Source organism: Bacteroidota bacterium (genome assembly GCA_038746285.1).
In the GTDB taxonomy this organism is placed as follows: domain Bacteria; phylum Bacteroidota; class Rhodothermia; order Rhodothermales; family JANQRZ01; genus JANQRZ01.
The window spans coordinates 24,365-45,628 of record JBCDKT010000021.1 but is presented as its reverse complement, the minus strand read 5'-3'; the positions used below and the strand labels follow the sequence as shown (position 1 = coordinate 45,628).

Sequence of the window (21,264 nt, the reverse complement as noted above, 5' to 3'; positions counted from 1 at the left end):
GCGTCCCGGTATCTTCCCGTCCTACGCTCCTCCAACCTCCCCACCGCCATGCGCCTGCTCTTCCTCTTTTCCCTCGTGCTTCTCGCCACCGGCTGCACCGACGACAACTACGGCGAGGCCATGTCGCGCGAGCACGCGGGCGAGTCGCCCGTCGCCACCCCCATCGCCGCCGCCATCGCCGACGATGTCATCACGGGCCGCCCGGTCTACGCGAGCGTCGGCGGCGAGTCCGTCACCGGCTTCCTCGCCCGCCCCGACACCAACAAGACCACCGAGGCCGAAGAGCCGCTGCCGGGCCTGATCGTGATCCAGGAGTGGTGGGGCCTCAACGACAACATCCAGACCATGGCGAAGCGCTTCGCCGACGAAGGCTACGTCGCGCTCGCGGTCGACCTTTACGGCGGCGAGATCGCCGAGGACGCAGGAGACGCCCGCCGCCTGATGAGCGCGGCGATGGAGCGCGAGGCTATGCTGACCGACAACCTGCGCCAGGCCTACGACTACCTCGTCACGCAGGAAGGTGTCGGCGAGGTCGGGGTGATTGGGTGGTGCTTCGGCGGGGCCTGGTCGCTCCGCACCGCGCTTGCGATGCCGGACGACATCGGCGCGACGGTCATCTACTACGGCCGCCTCATTACCGACCGCGACCGCCTCGCCGCGCTCGACATGCCGATCCTCGGCATCTTCGGGGCCGAAGACCAGGGCATCCCCGTCGAGAGCGTCCGGGAGTTTGAGACCGTGCTCGCCGACCTCGGGAAGGACGCCCAGATCGAGGTCTACGAGGGCGCGGGCCACGCCTTCGCCAACCCGTCGGGCGAGCGCTACGACGCCGAGGCCGCCGAGGACGCGTGGGCGCGGACGCTCGCCTTCTTCGACGAGCACCTGCGCAGCGGTCAGCGCGGCGAGTGAGCCAGAGGTAGCCGCACGGCTGCGCCGCCTCCCCTTGGATTTCCGACCTCGCACCCCTATCATAACCCCGCGTGCTTAGGCTGCACGCGGGGCTTTTTGTTTCTTACCAACCTGCACCTGTCATGTACCGACTCTGCTCCATCATCGCACTCACTCTCGGACTTCTCGCGTCGCCTACCCTGGGGCAGCCCACGATCTTCGTGGACCAGAGCGCAACCGGAGCGGGCGACGGTTCCTCGTGGGCCGACGCCTTCACCGACCTCCAGGACGCCCTCTCCGTTGCCGCCAGCGGTGACGAAATCGCCGTTGCCGAGGGTACCTACACGCCAAGCAGCACTGGGGACCGCGAGGAATCTTTTGTCATCCCGAGCCGCGTGAACATCTTCGGCGGTTTTCCGACTGGCGGCGGCACGCCCATGCAGCGTGACCCTGACCTCTTCGAGACCGTGCTCTCGGGCGACCTCGCTGGGAACGACGGTCCCGACTTCGTGGGCAACGACGAGAACAGCTTTCACGTCGTGCGCATGACCGATGTCACGGACTGCACACGTGACCAACCAGAGGTCACGGTCGTCTTCGACGGCTTCACGATCCGAGGAGGGAATGCCGTAGGTGGGGCAGGGGGTGGACTTCTCTATAGATCTACCATAGACGGGGAAAGCTGTGTGATCCGGCTGAGCCAGCTTGTCTTCGCTGGCAACAGCGCAGACGAGGGTGGAGCAGCCGACTTCTCCTCCAGTACGTTTGTTTTCGAGCGACCCGTTCTCGAAGATGTGGTCTTCGCGGGGAACAGAGCATCGGGGATGGGCAATCAGGACGGAGGCGGCGCCGTCCGTGCTAGCTCAGGAGTCCTGTTCCAACTCTCGTTTATCGACGTAGTGTTTCTAGGCAACACCGCGTCTAGGAACGGGGGAGCCGCCTACCTAAATGGCGGCTTCTCGGAGGGAGAGCCAGCCCCTTCGTTTACCAACGTGCATTTCTATGGCAACAGCGCAGATACGGGCGGCGCAGTCTACATACGAGGTGGGGGGGGAATACAGCCTCTCTTCGTGAATGCCCTCTTTTCTGGCAACGAGGCTAACGGAATTAATGGGATCGGTGGCGGCGTATATCTGGACGTACCAGGCAGTGGCGGCGTGAGGGCTTCGTTCTCAAACGTCACGTTCTACGGCAATAGCGCCTCGGACGGTGGCGGGGTCGCAGCGAATGGGAACACGATAGACAGTTCGACGCAGTCCTTCTACGACAACGTCATCTTTTGGGACAACGAAGCAGAGCGCGGGCCCGGAGTCTTTCTCTCGGACCGGGGCGCGGAAGGCACTTTCCGCAGTAGCCTCGTTCAAGGCGTCGAGACTGGGCAAGGTATCCGGGAGGGGGAGATCGTCAACGAAGGCGGTAACTTCGTCGCCGATCCGCTCTTCACAGATGCTGACGGGCCCGACGGCATCGCCGGCACGCTCGACGACGACCTCACGCTCCTCGCCGCCTCGCCCGCCGTCGACGAGGGCAACCAGACCATGCTCCCCGACGACACCGCCGACCTCGACGGCGACGGCAACACGAACGAGCCGCTCTCGCTCGACTTCGCCGGCAACCCGCGCGTGGACGGCCTCGGCGTGGACATCGGGGCCTTCGAGCGCGTCTCGGACGGCCTCGAAGCGCGCGCCGGCGCGATGGGCGAGCCGGTCACGATTGCGGCCGAGGGCGGAACGCTCAGCTACAACTTGCGCCTCGCCAACGAAGGCGCGGCGGCGCAGGCGGTCGACGCCTGGGTGGTGGCGCTGCTGCCGAACGGCAACGTGTTTGGCCCGGTCGACGGACCGCGCGCGATCACGCTTCCGGCCGGGGCGAACGTCGGTCCGGTAATGCTGCAAGGGAACGTTCCGGCGCGGGCACCCGAGGGCGATTACACGGCGCTCGTGCGGCTGGGCACCTTCCCGGACGTGGTCGTGGCGCAGGCGGCGGTAGGGTTCGAGAAGCTGGCGGCGGCCGCGCGCGGCGGTGCGATGACGCTCGCCGACTGGCAGACCGGTAGCCTGGACGCCCTCGCCGCCGCGGCAAGCTCTGCGGCAGATGTGGAAGCGTCCAGTACGACGTTACCGGACAAGGTGGCGCTCGCCCCGGCCTACCCGAACCCGTTCGCCCGGCGGGCGACGGTCGGCTTCGCGCTGCCGGAGGCGGCGGCGGTGCGCCTCGCCGTCTACGACGTGCTCGGGCGCACTGTGGCCGTGCTCGCCGACAGCGAGATGGAGGCGGGGCGGCACGCGGCGAGCTTCGACGCGACGGACCTGGCGGCGGGCGTGTACCTGGTGCGGCTGGAGGCCGGCGAGCAGGTGCGGACGCAGCAGATCACCCGGCTGCGCTGACAAGCACGGCCAGCGCAGCGGCGGCGCGTTTTCGGGGCCGCCGCTGCGTTCTGGGTCCGGTCGGCGTATGTTATGCCTCGGACATACCACGGAACGCTATGCAGATCGAGCCCTCCTCCAGCGCCGGCCACTGGCGGCGCTACCAGAAAGCTAAGAAGCTCGCCTGGAACCCACAGCACATTGACCTCGACCAGGACATCCACGACTGGGAGGGCCTCACCGCGGCCGAGCGCGACGCGACCATCCGCGCCTGCGCGCTGTTCCTCGGCGGCGAAGAGGCCGTCGCCTCGGACCTCGCCCCGCTCTTCGTCGCCCTCCGCCGCCGCCCCGGCCAGGACGCAGCGTGCGCGTTCCTCGCCTCGCAGATCTGGGAGGAGACCAAGCACGCCGAGTTCTTCCGCCGCTGGCTCACCGAGGTCGCGGGCGACGTAGACCTCGACGCCTACACCGGCCCCTCGCACGCCGAACTCTTCGAGCGCGTCCTGCCTCAGCGCCTCGACGCCGTACTCAGCGACGGCTCCGACCGGGCGATCGTCCGCGCGGTCACCACATACCACGTCTTCATCGAGGGCATGCTCGCCGAGACGGGCTACCACGGCTTCTACGAGATCTTCGAGAGCCGAGGCATCATGCCCGGCCTCGTCGAGGGTATCCGGCTTGTGCAGCGCGACGAGGCCCGCCACGTCGCCTTCGGCCTCGACGTGCTCGGCGACGCCTTCGGGCGCGACGCGGCGCTGCGCGAGGTGATGGAGGCCGAGGCCGAGGCGCTCTTCGACCTCGTCGTCGGGACGCTCGGCGACTACTTCGCGCCCTACGGCGGCGAGACGGACCCGTTCGGCCTGACCGCGACCGACCTGCTGATGTTCGCCTCGACGCAGCTCGGCAAGCGGCAGGCCGTGCTGGAGCGCGTCGCCGCCTGAGAGGCCCGGTCGTAGTTTGGCGCAGTTCAGCGCGATAGGCATGACCGACGAGCGACGCTACAGCCAGGACGAACTGCACGCCATCTTCGAGCGGGCGGCGAAGCGGCAGGAAGAGGCGCAGCGCGCCGAGGCCGCGAGCCGGGACCAGCTCACGCTCGCCGAGTTGCAGGAGATCGGGGCCGCCTCCGGCATCGACCCGGCGCACGTCGCGGCGGCGGCCCGCGAGCTGGTCGCCGCGCCGCCGAGGGACGTGCCCACGTTTCTCGGCGCACCGACCGAGGTCGAGCGCACGCGGATCCTGCCGGGGCCGGTCTCCGACGAGGCGTGGGCGCAGATGGTTGCCGAGGTCCGGCGCACGTTCGACGACGACGGGAGCATCGGGCAGATCGGCGAGATGCGCGAGTGGACGGCCGTCAAGCGCACGAGCAGCAACACCGGCACCGCGATGCGGCTCACCCTGGAGCCGACCGGCGAGGGCACGACGCGGGCCACGCTCCGCAAGTCCGTCCGGGAGACGGCGAAAGGATTCGGCATCGCGGCCGGTGTCAGCGCGGCGACGGCTATCATGTTTTTCGTCCTCTTTGTCGCCGGTGACAACCCAGACTTATGGGTCCCGGCTGCGATGATGGTGAGCATGGCGCTCGGCTTCGCCGGCGTCACGCGCGGCTGGCTCGGCTACTGGAACGGAAAGCAGACAGAGGAATTCGACGGCGTCCTCGACCGGCTCGAACTCGTTGCCCGGAGTGCCGCGCCTGCGACGATCTCCGCGCCCTCGGAGGCCAATCGGGAAAAGGCTCCGGCGGCACGGATCGATCTCGACGCCCTGCCCGACGCAAGCGACGCGGCGGGCACTACCGAGCGCACGCGCACGCGCTCCTGACGCCACCCACTCCATGCCCGACCGCCGCTTCACCGAGGACGAGGTCCGCGAGATCGTCCGCCGCGCTTCCGAGCAGCAGGCTGAGGACGCCGAGCGTCGCGAGGCCCGCGAGCACGGCCTCACCCTCACGGACCTCGAACGCCTCGGTGCCGAAGTCGGTCTCGAGCCAGACTACCTCCGCCGCGCCGCCGACGAGGTCCGCACTGGCCGCCGGAACGCCGCCGAGACCGAGACACGGACGGACACGCACGTCGTCGTGGAGCGCCGGATCGACGCGCCGTTCACGCCTGAGGCGTGGGAAGACACGGTCAACCTGCTGCGGCAGCGCTTCGGGCTGAGCGGCGGCTCGATGTATGGACAAGGCACCTCCGGCGACGTGCAGCGGGTCGGGCGGGCGCACGAGTGGTCGCACACGAGCAGCCTCGGCGTGCAGACACTCATCTCGGTGAGCGAGCGCGAGGGCGGGCTGCGGCTGCTTCTCTCGCAGCGTGTCGGGACGGCCTCGCCGAAGGTCGAGGGGATCGCCTACGCGGCGGTGATTGGCCTCGTGCTTGGCGTCATCGCCGCGGCCTTCGCCCTCAAAGCCACCGGCAGCACGGCCATGTTCTTCCTCACGCTGCTCGGGATTACGGGCGTCATGACCGGGGCGGGTGCACCGGTCGTCACCCGATTAGACAAAGGGTGGCGCGAGAAAAAGATGAGCGGGCTAAAGGAAATCGCTTCAGACATCGGACAGGTGTTTCAGGACGCTGCGCGGAGCAGCGCGGCGGGCCAGCACACTGAGACGGACCAGGAGAGCGCACCAGTCGGGCAGCGGGCTCGCGCCAGCGAGCCACAACTCGACCTCGACGCGCTGCCGGACGAAGAGGAGCGCACGGGAGCAGCGGAGCGGCGGCGCACGCGCTCATGAGCCTTCGCGTCGGCCTCGTCTTCGACCGCTTCGGCGACGCGGCACCGCCGCCGGACGCGCCGCCGGACTGGGACGCCGAGTACGAACCCGAGGCTACGGTCGCCGCGCTCGAAGCCGCCGTGCGGGCGCTCGGGCACAGGCCGGTCCGCGTCGGCTCGGCGCGGGCACTGCTGCGGGCGATGGGAGAGGGGCTACCCGATCTCGACGCGGCCGTCACCATCGCTGAGAGCTACGGAAGCCGCAACCGCGAGGCCCACGCGCCGGTCCTGCTCGAACTGGCCGGCGTCCCCTGCCTCGGCTCCGACGCCCTCACGCTCTCCGTCTCGCTCGACAAGGCGCTCACCAAAACCCTCGCCCGCGCCGCCGCCGTGCCGACGCCCGACTGGCGGGTCGTGGCGAGCGCCGCCGAGATCGGCGAGGCGGACCTGCCGCCGTTTCCGGTCTTCGCCAAGCCGCGCTACGAGGGGACCGCGAAGGGCATCGCGCTGTCGAGCCGGTGCGACGACGCGGACGCGCTCCGCGCCGAGGTCGGGCGCCAGGTGCGGCTTTACCGGCAAGACGTGCTCGTCGAGCGGTTTGTCGAGGGCAGTGAGTTCACGGTCGCCGTCGTCGGCAATCCGGGCGAGGCGCTGCCGGCGATGCAGCGGGCGACGGAGCGCCGGACCGGCATCGGGCTCCACGCCCTGGAGCGCTACGACGACCCCTCGGCCCCGTTTGACTACGACCTCGGCGCGCTCGACGCGGACCTCGAAGCGCGCCTCCACGATCTCTCGCTCCGCGTCTACGACGCCCTCGAGTGCCTCGACTTTGCCCGCCTCGATTTCCGCGTGGACCCTGGCGGGGAGCCGTGGTTCATCGAGATCAACCCGCTTCCGACCTTCGCCCCGGACGGCACGTTCGCCATCATCGCCGATCTCGCCGGTCAGGCCTACCCCGACTTCCTCGCGGGCGTGCTCGGGCGCGGGCTGCGGCGGCTCGGCGTCGGGTAGAATCCAGCTATCTCTTGCGGCGTAGGCTAGACTATGAGCACGACCCCGACTCAGCGCCCGACCTGCCGGTGCGGGCACGACCGCTACCACCACTTCGCCCGGCCCGACATGCGCTACGGCCTCGGCGGGTGGCTCAACTTCTTCAATGGCATCTCGGCGCAGCCCCGGGAGATTACCTTCCGGTGCGGACGCTGCGGCGAGGCCTTCGAGACGACACGCGCGCCGGCCGTGCTGCAGGCCTTCCGGCGCTACCCCAACATGGACGGCCAGCCTTGACGCAGACCCGGCGCGGGCGAACGCCGTTCGCCCCTACAGATTTCGCCCGATGCTCCCCGAGACTCGACATCCGACACTCGACACGCGGCGCTGGACCGATTGGCGCTGGCAGATGCGCCACCGCATCCACGACGAGGCTTCGCTCCGGCAGTACGTCTGCCCGACCGACGACGAACTGGAGGCAGTCGAGGCGACGCGCGACATCTTCCGCTGGAACATCACGCCCTACTACGCGAGCCTGATGGACCCGCTCGACCCCGACTGCCCCGTGCGGCGTCAGGTCGTTCCGAAGATGAGCGAGATGGCCCCGGACATCGTCGGCGTGGCAGACCCGCTCGGCGAGGTCGAGCACTCGCCGGTCAAGAACCTGATCCACAACTACCGCGACCGCGTCGCGTTCTGCGTCACCGCCGAGTGCGCCATCTACTGCCGTTACTGCCTCCGCAAGCGGATGGTCGGCGACGCGGACTTCATGATGCGAAAGGACGAACTCGGCACGGCGATCGACTACCTCGCGGCGCACCCTGAGATCCGGGACGTGCTCCTGACCGGCGGCGACCCGCTGGTCTTCAACGAGAAAAACCTCGGCTGGCTGCTCGGCCGGCTCCGGGCGATCCCGCACATCGAGGTCATCCGCCTCGGCTCGCGGCTGCCGGTGACGCTCCCGTTCCGCATCACCGCCGACCTGTGCGACCTCCTCCGCGAGCACCACCCGGTCTGGCTCAACACCCACTTCAACCACCCGAAGGAACTCACCCCCGAGGCCGCCGAAGCGTGCGCCCGACTCGCCGAGGCCGGCGTGCCGGTCGGCAACCAGAGCGTGCTCATGCGCGGCATCAACGACGACCTCGCCACGATGAAAGCGCTCGTCGAAGGGCTCGTGGCGATGCGGGTGCGGCCGTACTACGTCTACCAGGCCCAACTCATCGGCGGGACCGCCGCGTTCCGCACGCCCATCGAGACCGGGATGGCGCTCATGCGCGGCCTGCGCGGCCATACCTCCGGCTTCGCCGTGCCGACCTACGTCCTCGACACGCCCTTCGGCAAGGTGCCGCTGACGCGGGACTACGTGCGCGGGCGGGCAGGCGACCACGTCGTGCTCGAAAGCACGCGCGGCGACCTCTGGGCCGAGCCGAACCCAATCGGCGATGAGACTCCGGCGCTCGCGCTGCCCGCCATCGACCTACCGCCTGGCATCGCCACGCTCCCGACGGGCGCGCCGACGTTCGTGCCGGTGCCCGAGGGCTATGCCGAGGCGGTATAGATAGAGGTTAGGGCTTCAGTTGACTTTGAGCGGGGGCACCGGTAGATTCTGGCATCTCCTCTCTTTCTACGCACGGTCAGCGCAACGCACTATGGCCCGGGTATTTACCCCTGCGCTCGCTGTGATCGCGGCCACGCTGGGGTACCTGATGGACAACGTCTGGCTTCTGGGCATCGGCACCGCCCTCCTCGCACTCGCGCTCCTCACCCTTCTCGTTCTGGCCGGCCGCCGCCGCCGCCGCCGGGCTGCGGCCCAGCAGCGGGAGGCATCGATTCCCACGCGCGAGGAGGAAATGCGCTCGCTCGGCATCTCGAACATCCGGCCTAAAGGCCAGGCCCCGCCGGCCGCGGAGCCGGACAGCGAACCGGCCGAGGAGGTCGAGGTCTCCGGCGGGGCAGCCGCGACGCCCGAGGACGGCCCCCTCCCGGAGCGGCGTCCCCCGGCCCGCCGGCCCGAAACGGCACCGCCGCCTGTGCTCGACGCGCGCGAGGACTCGCCGTTCTGGCGCACCCACTCGCCGACGGCCATCACGTCGCTCCTGCGCGCGCTCTGGGCCGCCACCGACGTCCAGACCGTCGCCCTCTTCTCGACCGATGCCTCCGGCACGACACTCGAAGCGGCCCTCTCGCACAACCCGGCCGCCCGGCGCGACGGGCGCTTCCCGGCAGGCAACGCGTTCCTCGATGCGATCCTCCCCTCGCCGTCGCTGACGGTGCTCGGTGCCGACGACCCGCTGCTGCGCGCGATGCCGCACTACAGACGCCCCGTCCCGCTCGGCGGCAGCGCTGTCCTCCCCGTCTGCGACCTCGACGATGGCCCGGTACACCTCGTGGCGGACCTCGGGCCGGACCACAAGGGCTTTACCGAGCGCCAGCGCGGGCTGCTCACGCAGTACGCCGGGTTGCTCGGGGCGATGCTCGCCGAGCCGGAGGAGGCCGCGCCCTCCGCGGTCCCCACCCGCCGCTCGATCATCGCCGAGGAGATGGGGCGCGCCCGCGACCTGGAGCGCCCGCTCGCGCTCGCACTCGTCTACCAGTCCGACGCCGAGCGCGTCGACCAGCAGGGGCCGGAGGCCGTGGCTGAGGCCGAGCGCGTGCTACTGCGCCACCTCGAAGACGTGAGCCGCGGCGCTCGCGTCGAGCGCTTCGGCGAACTCATGGCCGGGGTGTTTCTCGCCCAGGCAGACGAAGGCATCGAGGCCTGGGCCGCCCGCGTCCGCGCCCGCGCCGGCGCCGAGGGGCTGCCGCTCGTGACGGGCATCGCCCGCCTCACGCCGCAGCACCGCGACGCCGACGCGCTCCGCGCCGACGCTGCCAACGCGCTCCAGGAAGCCCTCGCGGCCGAGGAGCATCACGTAATCGGCTGACGGCGTCTGAATGTTCGTGACGATCGTGCTCGACGGGGTGGGCATCGGCGCGCAGCCCGACGCCGAGCGCTACGGGGATGCCGGGAGCCACACCCTCGGCCACGTCTGCGCGGAGGCTCGCCCCGACTTACCTAACCTCGCCCAACTCGGCCTCGGCTGCATCGCCCCGCTGAGCGGGGTCCCGCCCGCCGACCAGCCGCTCGCTTCGTTCGGCCGCATGACTGAGGTCTCGGCCGGCAAGGACTCCACGACGGGCCACTGGGAATTGTCAGGCCTCCACCTCGCCGAGCCGTTCCCAACCTACCCTGGCGGCTTTCCGCCCGACCTCGTCGCGCGGTTTCTGGAGGCGACGGGGTGTGCGGGCGTGCTGGCGAACAAGCCTGCCTCCGGCACTGCCGTCATCGACGCGTTCGGCGAGGCACACCGGCGCACCGGGCACCCAGTCCTCTACACCTCCGCCGACAGCGTCTTCCAGGTGGCGGCGCACAAAGACGTGCTCCCGCTGGAGCAACTCTACGCCCTCTGCCGCACGGCGCGCACCGAGGTCTGCGTCGGCGAGCACGCCGTCGGGCGCGTCATCGCCCGCCCGTTCGTGGGCGAGGCCGGCGCGTGGGAGCGTGTCTCGGCCGAGCGCAAGGACTTCTCGCTCGCGCCGTCCGGCCTCACGGTGCAGGAGGCGCTGCAAGGCAACGGGGTCCGCACTGTCGCCGTCGGCAAGATCGGCGACCTGTTCGGCGACGTGGGCTTCGACGAGGTCGTCGAGACCGAGAACAACAGCGAAGGGGTCGCGCGCACGCTCGACGCGATCCGCTCCGGCACAGCGCGCACCTTCGTCTGGACCAACCTCGTCGACTTCGACCAGCATTACGGGCACCGCAACGATCCCGCCGGGTTCGCCCGCGCCCTCGAAGCCTTCGACCGGGCGCTGCCCGCGCTGATGGACGCGCTGCCTGACGCCGCCCGGCTCGTCCTCACCGCCGACCACGGCAACGACCCGTGCTTTCCCGGCACCGACCACACCCGCGAGTACGTCCCGCTCCTGCTCTGGGAGAGGGGAAGGGGGAGCCGAGACCTCGGACTCCGTGCTACCTTCGCCGACCATGCGGCAAGCGTCGCCGCCCACTTCGGGGCAGCGTTCACCTGCGCGGGCCAGTCCTTTGTCTAGGAGAGATTGGGCTCGGGTCCTGCTTGGCCGTCGCCGGACAGCGGGAGGTTGGCCGGGCCGGAGCGGCTCAGCCGGTGCTCCGCCGGGGCGTACTTGTCCCACACCGGGGCGAAAATCTCCAGGAAGCGGTCGATGTCGCCCTCCGTATGTGTCGCCATCAGGCTAATGCGGAAGCGCTCCTCGTGGGGCGGTACCGCCGGGTACTCGATGGAGTTCAGGAAGACGCCCTTCTGGTTCAGCTCGACGATCGCTTCGCGGATGGGGAGCCCTTCCGGCGTGCGCAGCGCGATGATGGCGGACTCCGGCTCGGGCAGGCTGAACCCGATCTGACGCAGGCCGCGCGCCATGTAGGCCATCAGGTGGTGCAGGCGCTCGACGCGCTCCGGCTCGCGCTCCATCACGTCGAGGCCGCCGAGGACAGCGGCGACAGAGGCTGGCGGGAGGGACGAGGAGAAGACGTAGCTGCGCGCGTAGTAGCGCATCCAGTCCGCGATGGGGCGGGTCGTGCAGACCGCCGCGCCGGTCACGCCGAACGTCTTCGAGAACGTGCTCATGATGATGTCCACCTCGTCCGTGACGCCGAAGTGGGAGGCGCTGCCGCTGCCGCCCGGCCCGGTGACGCCGGTACCATGCGCGTCGTCGACGATCAGGAACGCGCCGTGCTTGCGGCAGATCGGGGCGATAGCGTCGAGCGGTGCCATGTCGCCGTCCATCGAGTAGACGCCCTCGACGCCGACGAAGGCTTCGCCGGTGCGGTCGGCGAGGCGGTCGAGCACGCGCTCCAAGTCCTCTACGTCGTTGTGCGCAAACGTGCGAGTGCGCGCGTCGCTCATCTTCATGCCATCCCGGAACGACGCGTGGCCGAGCTTGTCGGAGAGAATGTAGTCGTGGCGGCCGGCGAGGAGCGAGAGCATCCCCACGTTGGCCCCGTAGCCGCTCTGGAAGAGGAGCGCGTCCTCGGTGCCTTTGAGCGCCGCGATCCGCTCTTCGAGTTCGATGTGGAGCGCGCCGCGCCCGTTGAGCAGGGGTGATCCACTGACGCCGACACCGTATTCGTCGATAGCATCTTTCATCTTCTGCCGCACGTAGGGGTGCGACATCAGCCCGAGGTACGAGTTCGAGCCGAACATCAGCATCGGATGCATCGCATCCGTGTGGTGGTTTCCGACCGTCGTGATGCGGTCGGTGACCGAGCCGATGGGGCGGAGGTGGAGACTGCCACCGCGCTGGTGGAGCCCGCGGATCCATGCTGAGAAGAACTTGGCCCGGTCGGTGAGGTGCATGGGCTTTGCCCGCTGCATCATCTCACTCAAGTCGAGATGTTCAATATCCTCGTGTTCGAACGGCGCAGTGCCGCCCGTGATGCTGGAGTTGCTCATAGGACCAGGAGGTGGGGGTGGGCAGGGATGTCCCGTTGAGCCCTGCTGGGACATTCCTGGTTGGCGACCTAGAGAGTAGCAGATGCTTGTGGATAAACGCACATTATGGCGCAAAAAGATCCCTTGCGCAATAAATATTGTGCGTATCCATTTCATAAGTTGGTTAAACAAGCACTTAGCGGATCCGTCTTTTTTGGGTTGCATAACGATGGTACAGAAGGTATCATGCGCCGGCAAAAGTGTAACGCACTGCGCCAGATTCCGGCGTCTGTCGAGCAGCATGTCGTTTTCGTCGACTAAAACAGCCTGTCCGTCGAGACAAATCGAGGGACTGGCATGGAATTAGGGATCCGCCTCTCGACAATGAACCAGCTTCCCGACTCCATGCCCGACTCCGCCGCCCTTTCCGCCTTTGAACCGTCCGCCGCCGAGTCTAGCCGAGTGCGCATGACCAGCCGGATTCTACGCCTGACCGACGGTGAACCTGCCTATACGGCGCAGATTCGCACGATGCTCTGGACCGAGTACTGCGATGCCGGAGCACCGCTCGGCCGCTCGGAAGAGGGAATGCTCGTGTGGTGGGACCGGCGGATGACCGACTAGAGCCTGGAAGCCGGGAGGCATTTTTTACCCCCCGGTGGTTCCTTCCTACCCCGCCGGTCTCTCTTTAATATCCCTGCGGGTCGTCGTGCTGGCTTGACCAAACGCATCGCCACAGAACTGCCGGCGGCGCTCCTGAGCGGCGGGCGCTGGCGCAGCCCGAGGAGCGCGACCCAGCCAAACGACCACCGATGAAACTCTACCAAAAGCTCCTTCTCGGATTCGCACTCGTTGCCCTACTCGTGGGGTGTGTGGGATATGTGGCACAAGTGATGAACAGCCGGGTGGAGTACGGCGTGCTCCAGCTCAGCGAGGGGGCGGCCTCGGAGACGAACCACGCCATCGAAATGACGCTGGCCCTGCGGGAGAGCCAGGCGCTGGCAGGGGAACTGGTGGCGCGGCGCAGCGAGGTCTCGGCGAAGGCGCTCCGCACGGCGCTCCTCCGGTTCGAGCAGCAGCTCGCGCAGGGGCGATCCGTGGTCTCCGCGACGCGCGCCCGCGCCGAGGCATGGGGCCGCGGGGAGGACCTCGACGAGGCCAGCGACCGCCTCGCGTGGATCGACGAACTCGGCCTCGGCTTCAGCACCTACCAGCAGCACGCCGAGCGGCTGATCGACCTCACCACCCAGCGGCCTAGTCAGGCCCGGGCGTTCCTCGCCGAGACCGTCACCCCGCACGTCCAGAAGGCGATGCTGCCGCCGCTGACGCAGTACCGGAACCGCGTGGACCTCGCCTTCAAGACCGAGACCGAGGCGGTCCGCGCCCACCTCGCCCGCGCCGACCGCATGCTCTTCGTCGCGGTGCTGCTCACCATCGGGATGACACTCGTCCTCGGCATCCTCATCGCCAACTCGATCTCCGCGCCCATCCTCTCGCTCATGAAAGCCACCGAGCGGATCGGGCGCGGCGACCTCGACTTCCAGCTCGACGTGCGCTCGGACGACGAGGTCGGCGCGCTCACCGGGGCCTTCAACACGATGGCCGAGGCGCTCAGCCAGACGACGGTCTCGAAGCATTACCTCGACACCATCCTCCACTCGATGGCAGACCCGCTCTTCGTGGTCTCCGAGGACGGATTCATCCAGATGGTGAACGACGCCGTCGTGGACACGCTGGGCTACGAGAAGGAGATGCTCATCGGGCGTCCCCTCGGGTTCGTCTTTGCCGGCGGGGTTGTGGAGACGGACACCCTGCTCGGCGACGTGCTGCGGCGCGGCCACTCGGGCAACCGCGAGACCGTACTCCAGCAGCGCGAAGGGGCCGAGTTGCCCGTCGCGTTCTCGGCCGCCGCGATGACCGGGGACGAGGGCGAGGTGCAGGGCATCGTGTGCCTGGCCAAAGACATGACGCAGCAGAAGCTCTTCGAGGCGGAGCTGATCCGCGCGAAGGAGCAGGCCGAGGAGGTGAGCCGGCTGAAGTCCAACTTCCTCGCCAACATGAGCCACGAGATCCGCACGCCGCTGACGGGGATCATCGGCTCGGCGCAGGTGCTCACCGGCGAACTCGAAGGCGAGCACCGGGAGATGGTCGAGACGATGGGCCGGGCCGGCATCCGCCTGCTCGGCACGATCAACTCGGTGCTGGACATGGCGCGGATCGAGGCCGGGGCGCTGCACCCGCAGCCCGAGCCGGTCGAGGTGGCCGACGAGGTGGCCGACGCGATCAGCGTGCTCCGGCCCCTCGCGCTTGGCAAAGGCCTCCGCCTCGCGCTCTTCGAGGCGACGCCCGGCGTCTGGGCCTCGGCCGACCCCGACTGCCTCCACCGCATCTGCGTCAACCTGATCGGCAACGCCATCAAGTTCACGAAGCAAGGCGAGGTCGTCGCCGAGGTCGACGACGAGCCGGACGCCGCCGTGCTCCGCGTCAGCGACACCGGCATCGGCATCAGCGAAGCGTTCCTGCCGCAGCTATTCGACAGCTTCAAGCAGGAGTCGACCGGCATGGAGCGCTCGCACGAGGGCACCGGCCTCGGCCTCGCCATCACGAAGCGTCTCGTGGACCTGATGGGCGGGACGATCGAGGTCCAGAGCGCGAAGGGCACCGGCTCCACGTTCACCGTCCGGCTGCCGCACCTGGACACGGCCGCTAGACCGCCCGTAGGGAACGCCGAGAGGCTGGGCGCGCCGGTCTGAGGTTGGGAGGAGTGGGAGGAGTGAGAGGAGTGAGAGGAGTGAGAGGAGTGAGAGGAGTGAGAGGAGTGAGAGGAGTGAGAGGAGTGAGAGGAGTGGAAAGAAAAGCCGGGAAAACTACTGAGACCCTCGCGCTTCGCGCTAACCGTCTCACCGTCCACCGTCTCACCGCACAGGCGTACCTTCCGGCGTCCGCCACCGCCCCGCCCATGCCAGTTCCCGAATCGTTCTCCGGCACCGCCGGCCTCGCCGACGTGCTCGGCATCGCCTTCGAGCAGATCGAGGCCGAACGTGTGGTGGCGACGATGCCCGTGACGCCGGACCACCACCAGCCGCTCGGCTATCTCCACGGCGGTGCGAGCGTGGTCCTGGCCGAGACCGTCGCGAGCGTCGGCGGCACGGCGAGCGTCCTGCCGGAGAAGGTAGCCTTCGGCCTGGAGATCAACGCGAACCACATCCGGCCGGTGCAGACCGGCACGCTCCGCGCCGTCGGCGAGCGCCTCCACGCGGGCCGCACCACGCAGGTCTGGCAGGTCCGCATCGCCGACGAGGCCGGCAAGCTCGTCTGCGTCAGCCGCTGCACCCTCGCCCTCGTTCCTGCAGGCGAGCGCTAACCTGCCCACTCGCCATTCGACACTCGTAACTCTTCACTCGACACATGCTGCTCGGCAAAGTCATCGGCACCGTCTGGGCCACGCGCAAGGACGAGCAGACCGTCGGCATGACGTTTCAGATCGTCCGCGAAGTCGGGCTGGACCTGGAGGAGAAGGCGAACTTTGTCGTCGCCGTGGACTCCGTCGGGGCGGGCGTCGGCGAGGTCGTGCTCGTCGCCCAGGGCTCCAGCGGGCGGCAGACCGAGCTGACCCAGGGCAAGCCCGTCGACGCCGTCATCATGGCGATCGTCGACCGACTCGACGTAGACGAAGAGGCGGTCGCCGCGCTCAGCGGCTGAACCACAATCAGCCAATCACTCATTCAGCGAATCAGCGAATGAAACTCGGTCACGTCATCGGGAGCGTGTGGGCGACGCGGAAGGACCCGTCGCTGGAGGGCAAGCGGATGCTGCTCGTCCAGCCGCTCCGCTTCGACGGCACCCCGAAGGGCAGCGCCATCGCCGCGCTCGACACCGTGGACGCCGGGCCGGGCGACCGCGTGATCTACGTCACGAGCGCCGAGGCCGCCATTCCGTTCCGCCCCCCGAATGACCTCACCGCCACCGACGCTACGATTGTCGGCGTCGTGGACGAGGTGAACCTGCAAGAGTCCAGAGATGCCTGATCGAGTTGTTGCAGCACTGGTGTTCTCAGAAGCTGTTTGGTGAAGCTACGCGAGACGCCGAACCATAAGCCGGACGGCGCTCAGCTGAATCATAGCCTCACTTACGGCTGGTAACACCTCGTAGTCCCTCGACAAGCGGCGGTAGTTGCCGAGCCACGCGAACGTCCGCTCGACCACCCACCGCTTCTGCAAGACCACAAATCCACGCTGACCCGGCTCGCGCTCCACGATGCGCCACAACCACCCGAACACACGCCAGATCAGCCCCGCAGGCGTGTAGCGGTAGCCCTGGTCAGCGAAGATGACCTCCAAGCGCGGCACCTCCCCCTGGACGCGGTCGAGCAGGTGCGGTGCGTACTGACTATCGTTGCCGCCAGCCTCATGGACGAGCACGCCGAGCAGAAGTCCGAGCGTGTCGGTGAGGATGTGTCGCTTGCGGCCCTTGACGCGCTTGCCGCTGTCGAAGCCGCGCTCGCTACCGTGGCAGATCGTCTTGACCGACGGGCTGTCAATGATAGCGGCCGACGGGCTCGCGTCGCGGTCGGCCCTCCGGCGGACGAGGCGACGCAGATGATGGACGGTGCCGGTCAACCAGCCCTTTGCGATCCACTGCCGGAGGTGGTAGTAGACGGTCTGCCAGGGCGGGTAGGAGTCGGGGAGGTAGCGCCACTGGCAGCCCGTCCTGGCGAGGTAGAGCAACGCGTCGAGGATGCGTCGAGGGTGGTGCTTGGCGGGTCTGCGACCTGTGAACCGTGGAGCGATAACTTCCCACTGAGCGTCCGTGGCGGGCGATCTCGCCTCGCCGGTCGGAGCCATAGCGTCGTGAGCGCATGGATCCGGGCGTCTGGTGAGGTAGGCCTCGTCAGACGCTGACGGACGCTCGCAGCTTCAACTCAGCCGTTCCCCAAACAGCTTCTGAGCCCGCTCGCGCGTCACGAGCCTGAGCTGTTGCGCTGCTGGAGGAGGTCGAAGTAGCGCTTGATGAGCTCCTGGTAGTCCGGCGCGTAGCCGCTCTCGAGCGCCCGGATCAGGTCGCGGCGGAGGCGGTCGATCTCGTCCTGCTCGGGGAGCGCGTCGGGGGCGTCGGGCGGGCGGTCCTGGCCGGTCTGGCTCTTGCGCTCACGCTTCTTGCCGCGCTGGTTGATCGACTCGCGCGCTTCGAGGAGGCGGGTGAGGATGTTCTCTTGCCGCTCGCGGAGTTCGCGGTCGATCCGCCCGTCCTGCATCCGGCGGGCGGCCTCCTCCATCTCCTCGGCGATGCGCTGGAGCTGGCTCCGGCCCTGGCTGTCGAGGTTCGGGTTCTGGGCCATCTCTTCGAGCTGCTGCCGGAGCGCTTCCTGCTGCTGGCGTAGCTGCTGCATCCGGCCCTGCTGGTCCTGCGACAGGCGCTCGCCCTGGCGGTCGTTCAGCATCTGCTGGATCTGCTGGTTGAGCTGCTGCTGCTGGCCGGACATCTGCTGGAGCTGCTGCATCATCTGCTGCATCGAGGGCGAGCCCTGCCCCTGGCCCTGGCTCGGGTTCTGCATCTGATCCATCAGGTCCGAGAGCAGCAGCGCGAGGTCGTTCAGCGAGGTCATCGACGCCTTCTGGTGCCCGGCGGCCTGCGGGACGCGGCGCTCGGTGAGTTCGGAAACCGACGCGCCCATTTCGCGGAGCGCCTCGCCGGCGCGCTTCTGGATCTCGACGTCCATCTGCGGGACCTCGCGGGCGAGGCTGCGGAGCGAGTCGCTGACCGTAGCGAGGCCGGCCGAGAGTTCGACCTGCTGCGAGGCGCTCGGCCGGAGCGTCGGGCTGTCGGCGCGCTGGCCGGCGGTCTCGGCGCGGAGCGACTCCTGCTCGTAGGAGAGCGTGAGCACGTCGTCGAGGACGCGGCGGAGGCCGGCGAGGTTGACCTGCTGCTGCTGGCCGGACATCTGCTGCTGCATGCTCTGCATCTGCTGGCTCATCTGCTGCATCTGCTGCTGCATCTGCTGCTGGCCCTCCTGCGCGTCCTGGAGCTGGTTCTGCTGCAACTGCTGCTGGTTCTCCTGCATCTGCTCCTGCATCTCTTGCATCTGCTCGGCGGCCTCCTGCATCTGCTCCTGCGCGTCCTGGGGCGCGTTCTTCATCCCCTCTAGCTGCTCCTGGACCTCCTTCATCAGCTGCTCCAGCGCCGCGGCCTCCTCCTGGGCGCGCTGCTGCTCCTCGGCGAGGCGGTCCTGCTCGGCCTGCGACTCCTCGGCGCTCAGGTCGCCGTTCTCCTGCTGCTCCTGGAGCGTCCCGGTCTGCTCCCGCAAGGCTTCCTCCTGCTCGGCGAGGGCCTCGGCGCGCTTCGCGGCCTCGTCGAGCTTCTGTGCGGCCTGGAGCTTTTCGAGGAGGTCGAGCGCGCGCTCGATCCGCTCGCGGAACTGCTCCTCGTTGAACTCGAAGTCCTCCATTGCCTCCATCATCTGCGGGAGGTCGAGGTTCTCCATCGCCTCCTGGAGCTTCTGGAGCGCCTCCATCAACTCGGGCGTGGCGACCTCCTCCATGACGCGCTGCATCTCCTCGTACTGCCGCAGCGTCTCCTCGGAGACGAGGTCGTTCTCGCGCATCTGGTCGAGGAGCTCCTGCATCTGCTCGGCCCCCTGCTCGATCTGCTCGTCGAGGTTCTGCTGGCGCTCCATGAGGTTGTCGAGCTGGCGGCGGTCCTCCCAGTCGGCGTCCTGCTTGCGGCGCAGCTCGTCGCGCAGCTCCTCGAACTGCTCGCGCGTCTCGTCGGCGTCGCGGCGTAGCTCTTCCAGGCCCTCCTCGGTGTCGCCGCCGGTCTCGTCGAGCTGGTCGTACTGCTCGGCGAGCGACGGGAAGCGGAGCGTGAAGGTCGGCGTGCGGGCCGACTTGTAGCCCGCGACGGCGTCGTTGTCCCAGACTTGCAGGTAGTACTCGACCACGTCGCCGGGCGCGAGGCCGGGCGCGACGCTGCGGAGGAGCCACGGGTAGGCCACGTCCTGGTCGAGCAGGCGCGGCTCAGCGATGGGGAGGTCGATGGGGGCGAAGTCCGGGGCGTCCTCGGCCTCAAAACCGGACTCGTCCGCGCGCCAGAAGAGCCGGAGCCGGGCGAAGCCGAAGTCGTCGGTGATCTGCGCCGCGACCCTCGTTTGGAGTGCCTCGTTCAGGTCCACGTCCGCGCCGGGTTCGAGGAGGCGGATTTGCGGGGCGGCGTCGGAGAGGAGCTGGAGGGTGTACGAGATCGGGTCGGCGTTCGTGAAGCCGTTCGTGCCGTGGAGGACGAGGCGGTAGGTCCCCTCGCGGCGCAGCCGGAAGCTGCCCGTCGCCGCCTCGCCGTCGAGGTCGAGGCGCACCGAGGTCCCATCATCAAAGACCACGCGCGCCGAGTCGATGGCGACGCCGCCGATGCGGGCGGAGAGCGCGACCTCGGTCCCCGGCAGCCCGATCACGTCGCCGACGTTCGGGGCGAGGCGCTGTGGCGCGAGGCGGGTGTAGCGCGGCGGCGTCGCGGTGACGCTCAGCGCCTGCACCGTCGGGCGCGCCACGACCGTCGCCGTGAACCAGTCGGTCTCCACCGGCGCGGCCTCGACGCGGTAGCGGACCGACTCGCGGACGTTCGTGACCATATGCCGGAAGGTGCCCGACGAGTCGGCGAGGAGGCGGACCCGGTCGGCGCGCTCTTCGCCCACGCGGCCGAGCCAGAGCGTCGCCTCGCGCGGGACGGCCCGGCCCCGCGCCCGGACCTCGACCGTGAGGTCGGTCCCGCGCACGATCTCGGTGTCGCCCGGTGCGACGACGAGGCTGAACGGCGCGGGCGGCGCGAACGTCTCGGTCGGGGAGAAGAGGCGCTGAACGGCCCCGGTGAACGTTGCCGGGGCGAAGAGGCCGAAGAGGGCGAGGCCCATCAGCGGCACGGCGGCGAACGGAGCGGTCCGCTTGGCCGGGCGCGTGTCCTCGACGCGTTCGATGGGGACCGGCTCGATGGCGCGCCCGAGGGCCTGCACGGCCCCGTCGAGGAGCGGGGCCGGGGCGTCGGTCGCGCGCCCGCCCGCGAGGTCGAGGAGGTTCGTCAGCCGGTCCGAGACTTCGGGAAAGCGCTTCCCGATGCGCGCGGCGAGGGCCTCGTCCCCGAGGCCGGGCAGCACCCCGAAATACACCAGGAGCGGCCGGACGACGAACGCCCCGACAAGGCCGAGCGCCGCGAGGAGGAAGGCGACGTAGAACAGCAGCCGCGCCGCCGTCCCCATCCACAACCCGGCTTCGAGCGCCGCCCCGAGGCCGAGCGCGGCGGCGAGGACGCCGAGCGTGAGAGCGAGCCCGAAGAGGAGGTCGGCCCCAAGCACGCGGCGGCGGGCGTGCGCGAGACGCACGCGCAGGGCGTCGAGAAGCTGTCGGCTGTGCTCACTCATGGGGGTGACGAGCGGCGGCTGGCGACTGAGGAATAGAAGAGGCGAACATACAACGAAGGCGAGCAGCAGCAGAACGTGCGTTGGGACACGAGATTGCCCCGGGGCGGCGTTGAGTCAGGCGTAGCTTTGCGCCCCCGGCTTTGGGTGTGCACCCGGCTCTGTTCTCGGGTACTCTCAACGCTGTCTCTCTCGTTTAGCTGGTAGAGAATGGCATTCGCACAACCGACGAGGCCGTTTCTCCGCTGACGCTGTGCTCGATGACTTCCACTCCTTGAATGACAGTCATCCCGGACCCTGATCCGGGATCCACCGGCTGCTTCGCCTGTGGGTCCCCGCCTTCGCGGGGATGACGAGTGTCGGGGGTTGAAGCGTGGACGCCCCCGCGTTTGTGACGAAGGCCGCGCACAGTTTTTGCGCCGTCCGCCCAGCCCGTTCTCACCGACTCCCTATCGCTCTG

Annotated in this window: 18 protein-coding genes; 15 read left to right on the top strand and 3 right to left on the bottom strand. The window is 68.8% G+C overall.

The genetic code is table 11. The features are described 5' to 3' along the window. The first annotated feature begins 48 nt into the window (after positions 1–48). The 10 genes from AAGI91_08765 (at position 49) to AAGI91_08720 (ending at position 11,045) form a co-directional block, all read left to right on the top strand. Positions 49–909 (top strand): dienelactone hydrolase family protein, encoded by an 861-nt coding sequence (locus tag AAGI91_08765; protein ID MEM1042706.1) that lies wholly within the window; start codon positions 49–51, stop codon positions 907–909. A gap of 122 nt (positions 910–1,031) precedes the next feature. Further along, on the top strand, positions 1,032–3,275 hold the full coding sequence (locus AAGI91_08760) for a T9SS type A sorting domain-containing protein (GenBank protein MEM1042705.1): 2,244 nt from the start codon (positions 1,032–1,034) through the stop codon (positions 3,273–3,275). A 98-nt stretch (positions 3,276–3,373) separates the two neighbouring features. Then, positions 3,374–4,195: a ribonucleotide-diphosphate reductase subunit beta gene (locus tag AAGI91_08755; protein ID MEM1042704.1), complete on the top strand. Its 822-nt coding sequence runs from the start codon at positions 3,374–3,376 to the stop codon at positions 4,193–4,195. Between the two features lie 40 nt (positions 4,196–4,235). Continuing rightward, positions 4,236–5,075, top strand: coding sequence for a hypothetical protein (locus AAGI91_08750; GenBank protein ID MEM1042703.1), 840 nt, complete (start codon positions 4,236–4,238; stop codon positions 5,073–5,075). A 13-nt stretch (positions 5,076–5,088) separates the two neighbouring features. Beyond that, positions 5,089–5,985, top strand: coding sequence for a hypothetical protein (locus AAGI91_08745; protein MEM1042702.1), 897 nt, complete (start codon positions 5,089–5,091; stop codon positions 5,983–5,985). After that, positions 5,982–6,974 carry a D-alanine--D-alanine ligase gene (locus AAGI91_08740; protein MEM1042701.1) on the top strand — a complete coding sequence of 331 codons (993 nt, stop codon included), beginning with the start codon at positions 5,982–5,984 and terminating at the stop codon, positions 6,972–6,974. Before AAGI91_08745 ends, AAGI91_08740 begins: the two co-directional genes overlap by 4 nt. Before the next feature lie 33 nt (positions 6,975–7,007). Then, the gene (locus tag AAGI91_08735; GenBank protein ID MEM1042700.1) at positions 7,008–7,250 is read left to right on the top strand and encodes a hypothetical protein; all 243 of its coding nucleotides are present in this window, start codon (positions 7,008–7,010) and stop codon (positions 7,248–7,250) included. A gap of 49 nt (positions 7,251–7,299) precedes the next feature. Then, positions 7,300–8,514 carry a KamA family radical SAM protein gene (locus tag AAGI91_08730; protein ID MEM1042699.1) on the top strand — a complete coding sequence of 405 codons (1,215 nt, stop codon included), beginning with the start codon at positions 7,300–7,302 and terminating at the stop codon, positions 8,512–8,514. Positions 8,515–8,605: 91 nt separating this feature from the next. Beyond that, entirely contained in the window at positions 8,606–9,880 is a 1,275-nt protein-coding gene (locus AAGI91_08725) for a hypothetical protein (GenBank protein MEM1042698.1), read from the top strand. Between the two features lie 10 nt (positions 9,881–9,890). Further along, on the top strand, positions 9,891–11,045 hold the full coding sequence (locus tag AAGI91_08720) for a phosphopentomutase (protein MEM1042697.1): 1,155 nt from the start codon (positions 9,891–9,893) through the stop codon (positions 11,043–11,045). Here the strand turns inward: AAGI91_08720 and AAGI91_08715 are convergent. Then, the gene (locus AAGI91_08715) at positions 11,042–12,424 is read right to left on the bottom strand and encodes an aminotransferase class I/II-fold pyridoxal phosphate-dependent enzyme (GenBank protein ID MEM1042696.1); all 1,383 of its coding nucleotides are present in this window, start codon (positions 12,422–12,424) and stop codon (positions 11,042–11,044) included. The two genes, AAGI91_08720 and AAGI91_08715, sit on opposite strands and share 4 nt — an antisense overlap. A 384-nt stretch (positions 12,425–12,808) precedes the next feature. Here AAGI91_08715 and AAGI91_08710 point away from each other — a divergent pair, with 384 nt between their 5' ends. From AAGI91_08710 to AAGI91_08690, 5 genes are all read left to right on the top strand, one after another. Next, positions 12,809–13,027: a hypothetical protein gene (locus AAGI91_08710; GenBank protein ID MEM1042695.1), complete on the top strand. Its 219-nt coding sequence runs from the start codon at positions 12,809–12,811 to the stop codon at positions 13,025–13,027. A 188-nt stretch (positions 13,028–13,215) separates the two neighbouring features. Continuing rightward, positions 13,216–15,156 carry an ATP-binding protein gene (locus AAGI91_08705; GenBank protein MEM1042694.1) on the top strand — a complete coding sequence of 647 codons (1,941 nt, stop codon included), beginning with the start codon at positions 13,216–13,218 and terminating at the stop codon, positions 15,154–15,156. Positions 15,157–15,362: 206 nt separating this feature from the next. After that, positions 15,363–15,767 (top strand): hotdog fold thioesterase, encoded by a 405-nt coding sequence (locus tag AAGI91_08700; GenBank protein ID MEM1042693.1) that lies wholly within the window; start codon positions 15,363–15,365, stop codon positions 15,765–15,767. 44 nt (positions 15,768–15,811) lie between these two features. Next, the gene (locus tag AAGI91_08695) at positions 15,812–16,105 is read left to right on the top strand and encodes a EutN/CcmL family microcompartment protein (GenBank protein MEM1042692.1); all 294 of its coding nucleotides are present in this window, start codon (positions 15,812–15,814) and stop codon (positions 16,103–16,105) included. Positions 16,106–16,143: 38 nt separating this feature from the next. Further along, the gene (locus tag AAGI91_08690; protein ID MEM1042691.1) at positions 16,144–16,431 is read left to right on the top strand and encodes a EutN/CcmL family microcompartment protein; all 288 of its coding nucleotides are present in this window, start codon (positions 16,144–16,146) and stop codon (positions 16,429–16,431) included. 45 nt (positions 16,432–16,476) lie between these two features. Here AAGI91_08690 and AAGI91_08685 read toward each other — a convergent pair whose 3' ends face one another. Next, positions 16,477–17,247 carry an IS5 family transposase gene (locus AAGI91_08685; protein ID MEM1042690.1) on the bottom strand — a complete coding sequence of 257 codons (771 nt, stop codon included), beginning with the start codon at positions 17,245–17,247 and terminating at the stop codon, positions 16,477–16,479. Positions 17,248–17,363: 116 nt separating this feature from the next. After that, complete coding sequence (locus AAGI91_08680; GenBank protein MEM1042689.1) at positions 17,364–20,807, bottom strand: DUF4175 family protein; 3,444 nt, start codon at positions 20,805–20,807, stop codon at positions 17,364–17,366. Between the last annotated feature and the right edge of the window lie 457 nt (positions 20,808–21,264).

Excerpts from the sequence above, each read along its gene's own strand:
- AAGI91_08765 (MEM1042706.1), top strand. The coding sequence starts at position 49 with ATGCGCCTGCTCTTCCTCTTTTCCCTCGTGCTTCTCGCCACCGGCTGC.
- AAGI91_08760 (MEM1042705.1), top strand. The coding sequence starts at position 1,032 with ATGTACCGACTCTGCTCCATCATCGCACTCACTCTCGGACTTCTCGCG.
- AAGI91_08755 (MEM1042704.1), top strand. The coding sequence starts at position 3,374 with ATGCAGATCGAGCCCTCCTCCAGCGCCGGCCACTGGCGGCGCTACCAG.
- AAGI91_08750 (MEM1042703.1), top strand. The coding sequence starts at position 4,236 with ATGACCGACGAGCGACGCTACAGCCAGGACGAACTGCACGCCATCTTC.
- AAGI91_08745 (MEM1042702.1), top strand. The coding sequence starts at position 5,089 with ATGCCCGACCGCCGCTTCACCGAGGACGAGGTCCGCGAGATCGTCCGC.
- AAGI91_08740 (MEM1042701.1), top strand. The coding sequence starts at position 5,982 with ATGAGCCTTCGCGTCGGCCTCGTCTTCGACCGCTTCGGCGACGCGGCA.
- AAGI91_08735 (MEM1042700.1), top strand. The coding sequence starts at position 7,008 with ATGAGCACGACCCCGACTCAGCGCCCGACCTGCCGGTGCGGGCACGAC.
- AAGI91_08730 (MEM1042699.1), top strand. The coding sequence starts at position 7,300 with ATGCTCCCCGAGACTCGACATCCGACACTCGACACGCGGCGCTGGACC.
- AAGI91_08725 (MEM1042698.1), top strand. The coding sequence starts at position 8,606 with ATGGCCCGGGTATTTACCCCTGCGCTCGCTGTGATCGCGGCCACGCTG.
- AAGI91_08720 (MEM1042697.1), top strand. The coding sequence starts at position 9,891 with ATGTTCGTGACGATCGTGCTCGACGGGGTGGGCATCGGCGCGCAGCCC.
- AAGI91_08715 (MEM1042696.1), bottom strand. The coding sequence starts at position 12,424 with ATGAGCAACTCCAGCATCACGGGCGGCACTGCGCCGTTCGAACACGAG.
- AAGI91_08710 (MEM1042695.1), top strand. The coding sequence starts at position 12,809 with ATGCCCGACTCCGCCGCCCTTTCCGCCTTTGAACCGTCCGCCGCCGAG.
- AAGI91_08705 (MEM1042694.1), top strand. The coding sequence starts at position 13,216 with ATGAAACTCTACCAAAAGCTCCTTCTCGGATTCGCACTCGTTGCCCTA.
- AAGI91_08700 (MEM1042693.1), top strand. The coding sequence starts at position 15,363 with ATGCCAGTTCCCGAATCGTTCTCCGGCACCGCCGGCCTCGCCGACGTG.
- AAGI91_08695 (MEM1042692.1), top strand. The coding sequence starts at position 15,812 with ATGCTGCTCGGCAAAGTCATCGGCACCGTCTGGGCCACGCGCAAGGAC.
- AAGI91_08690 (MEM1042691.1), top strand. The coding sequence starts at position 16,144 with ATGAAACTCGGTCACGTCATCGGGAGCGTGTGGGCGACGCGGAAGGAC.
- AAGI91_08685 (MEM1042690.1), bottom strand. The coding sequence starts at position 17,247 with ATGGCTCCGACCGGCGAGGCGAGATCGCCCGCCACGGACGCTCAGTGG.
- AAGI91_08680 (MEM1042689.1), bottom strand. The coding sequence starts at position 20,807 with ATGAGTGAGCACAGCCGACAGCTTCTCGACGCCCTGCGCGTGCGTCTC.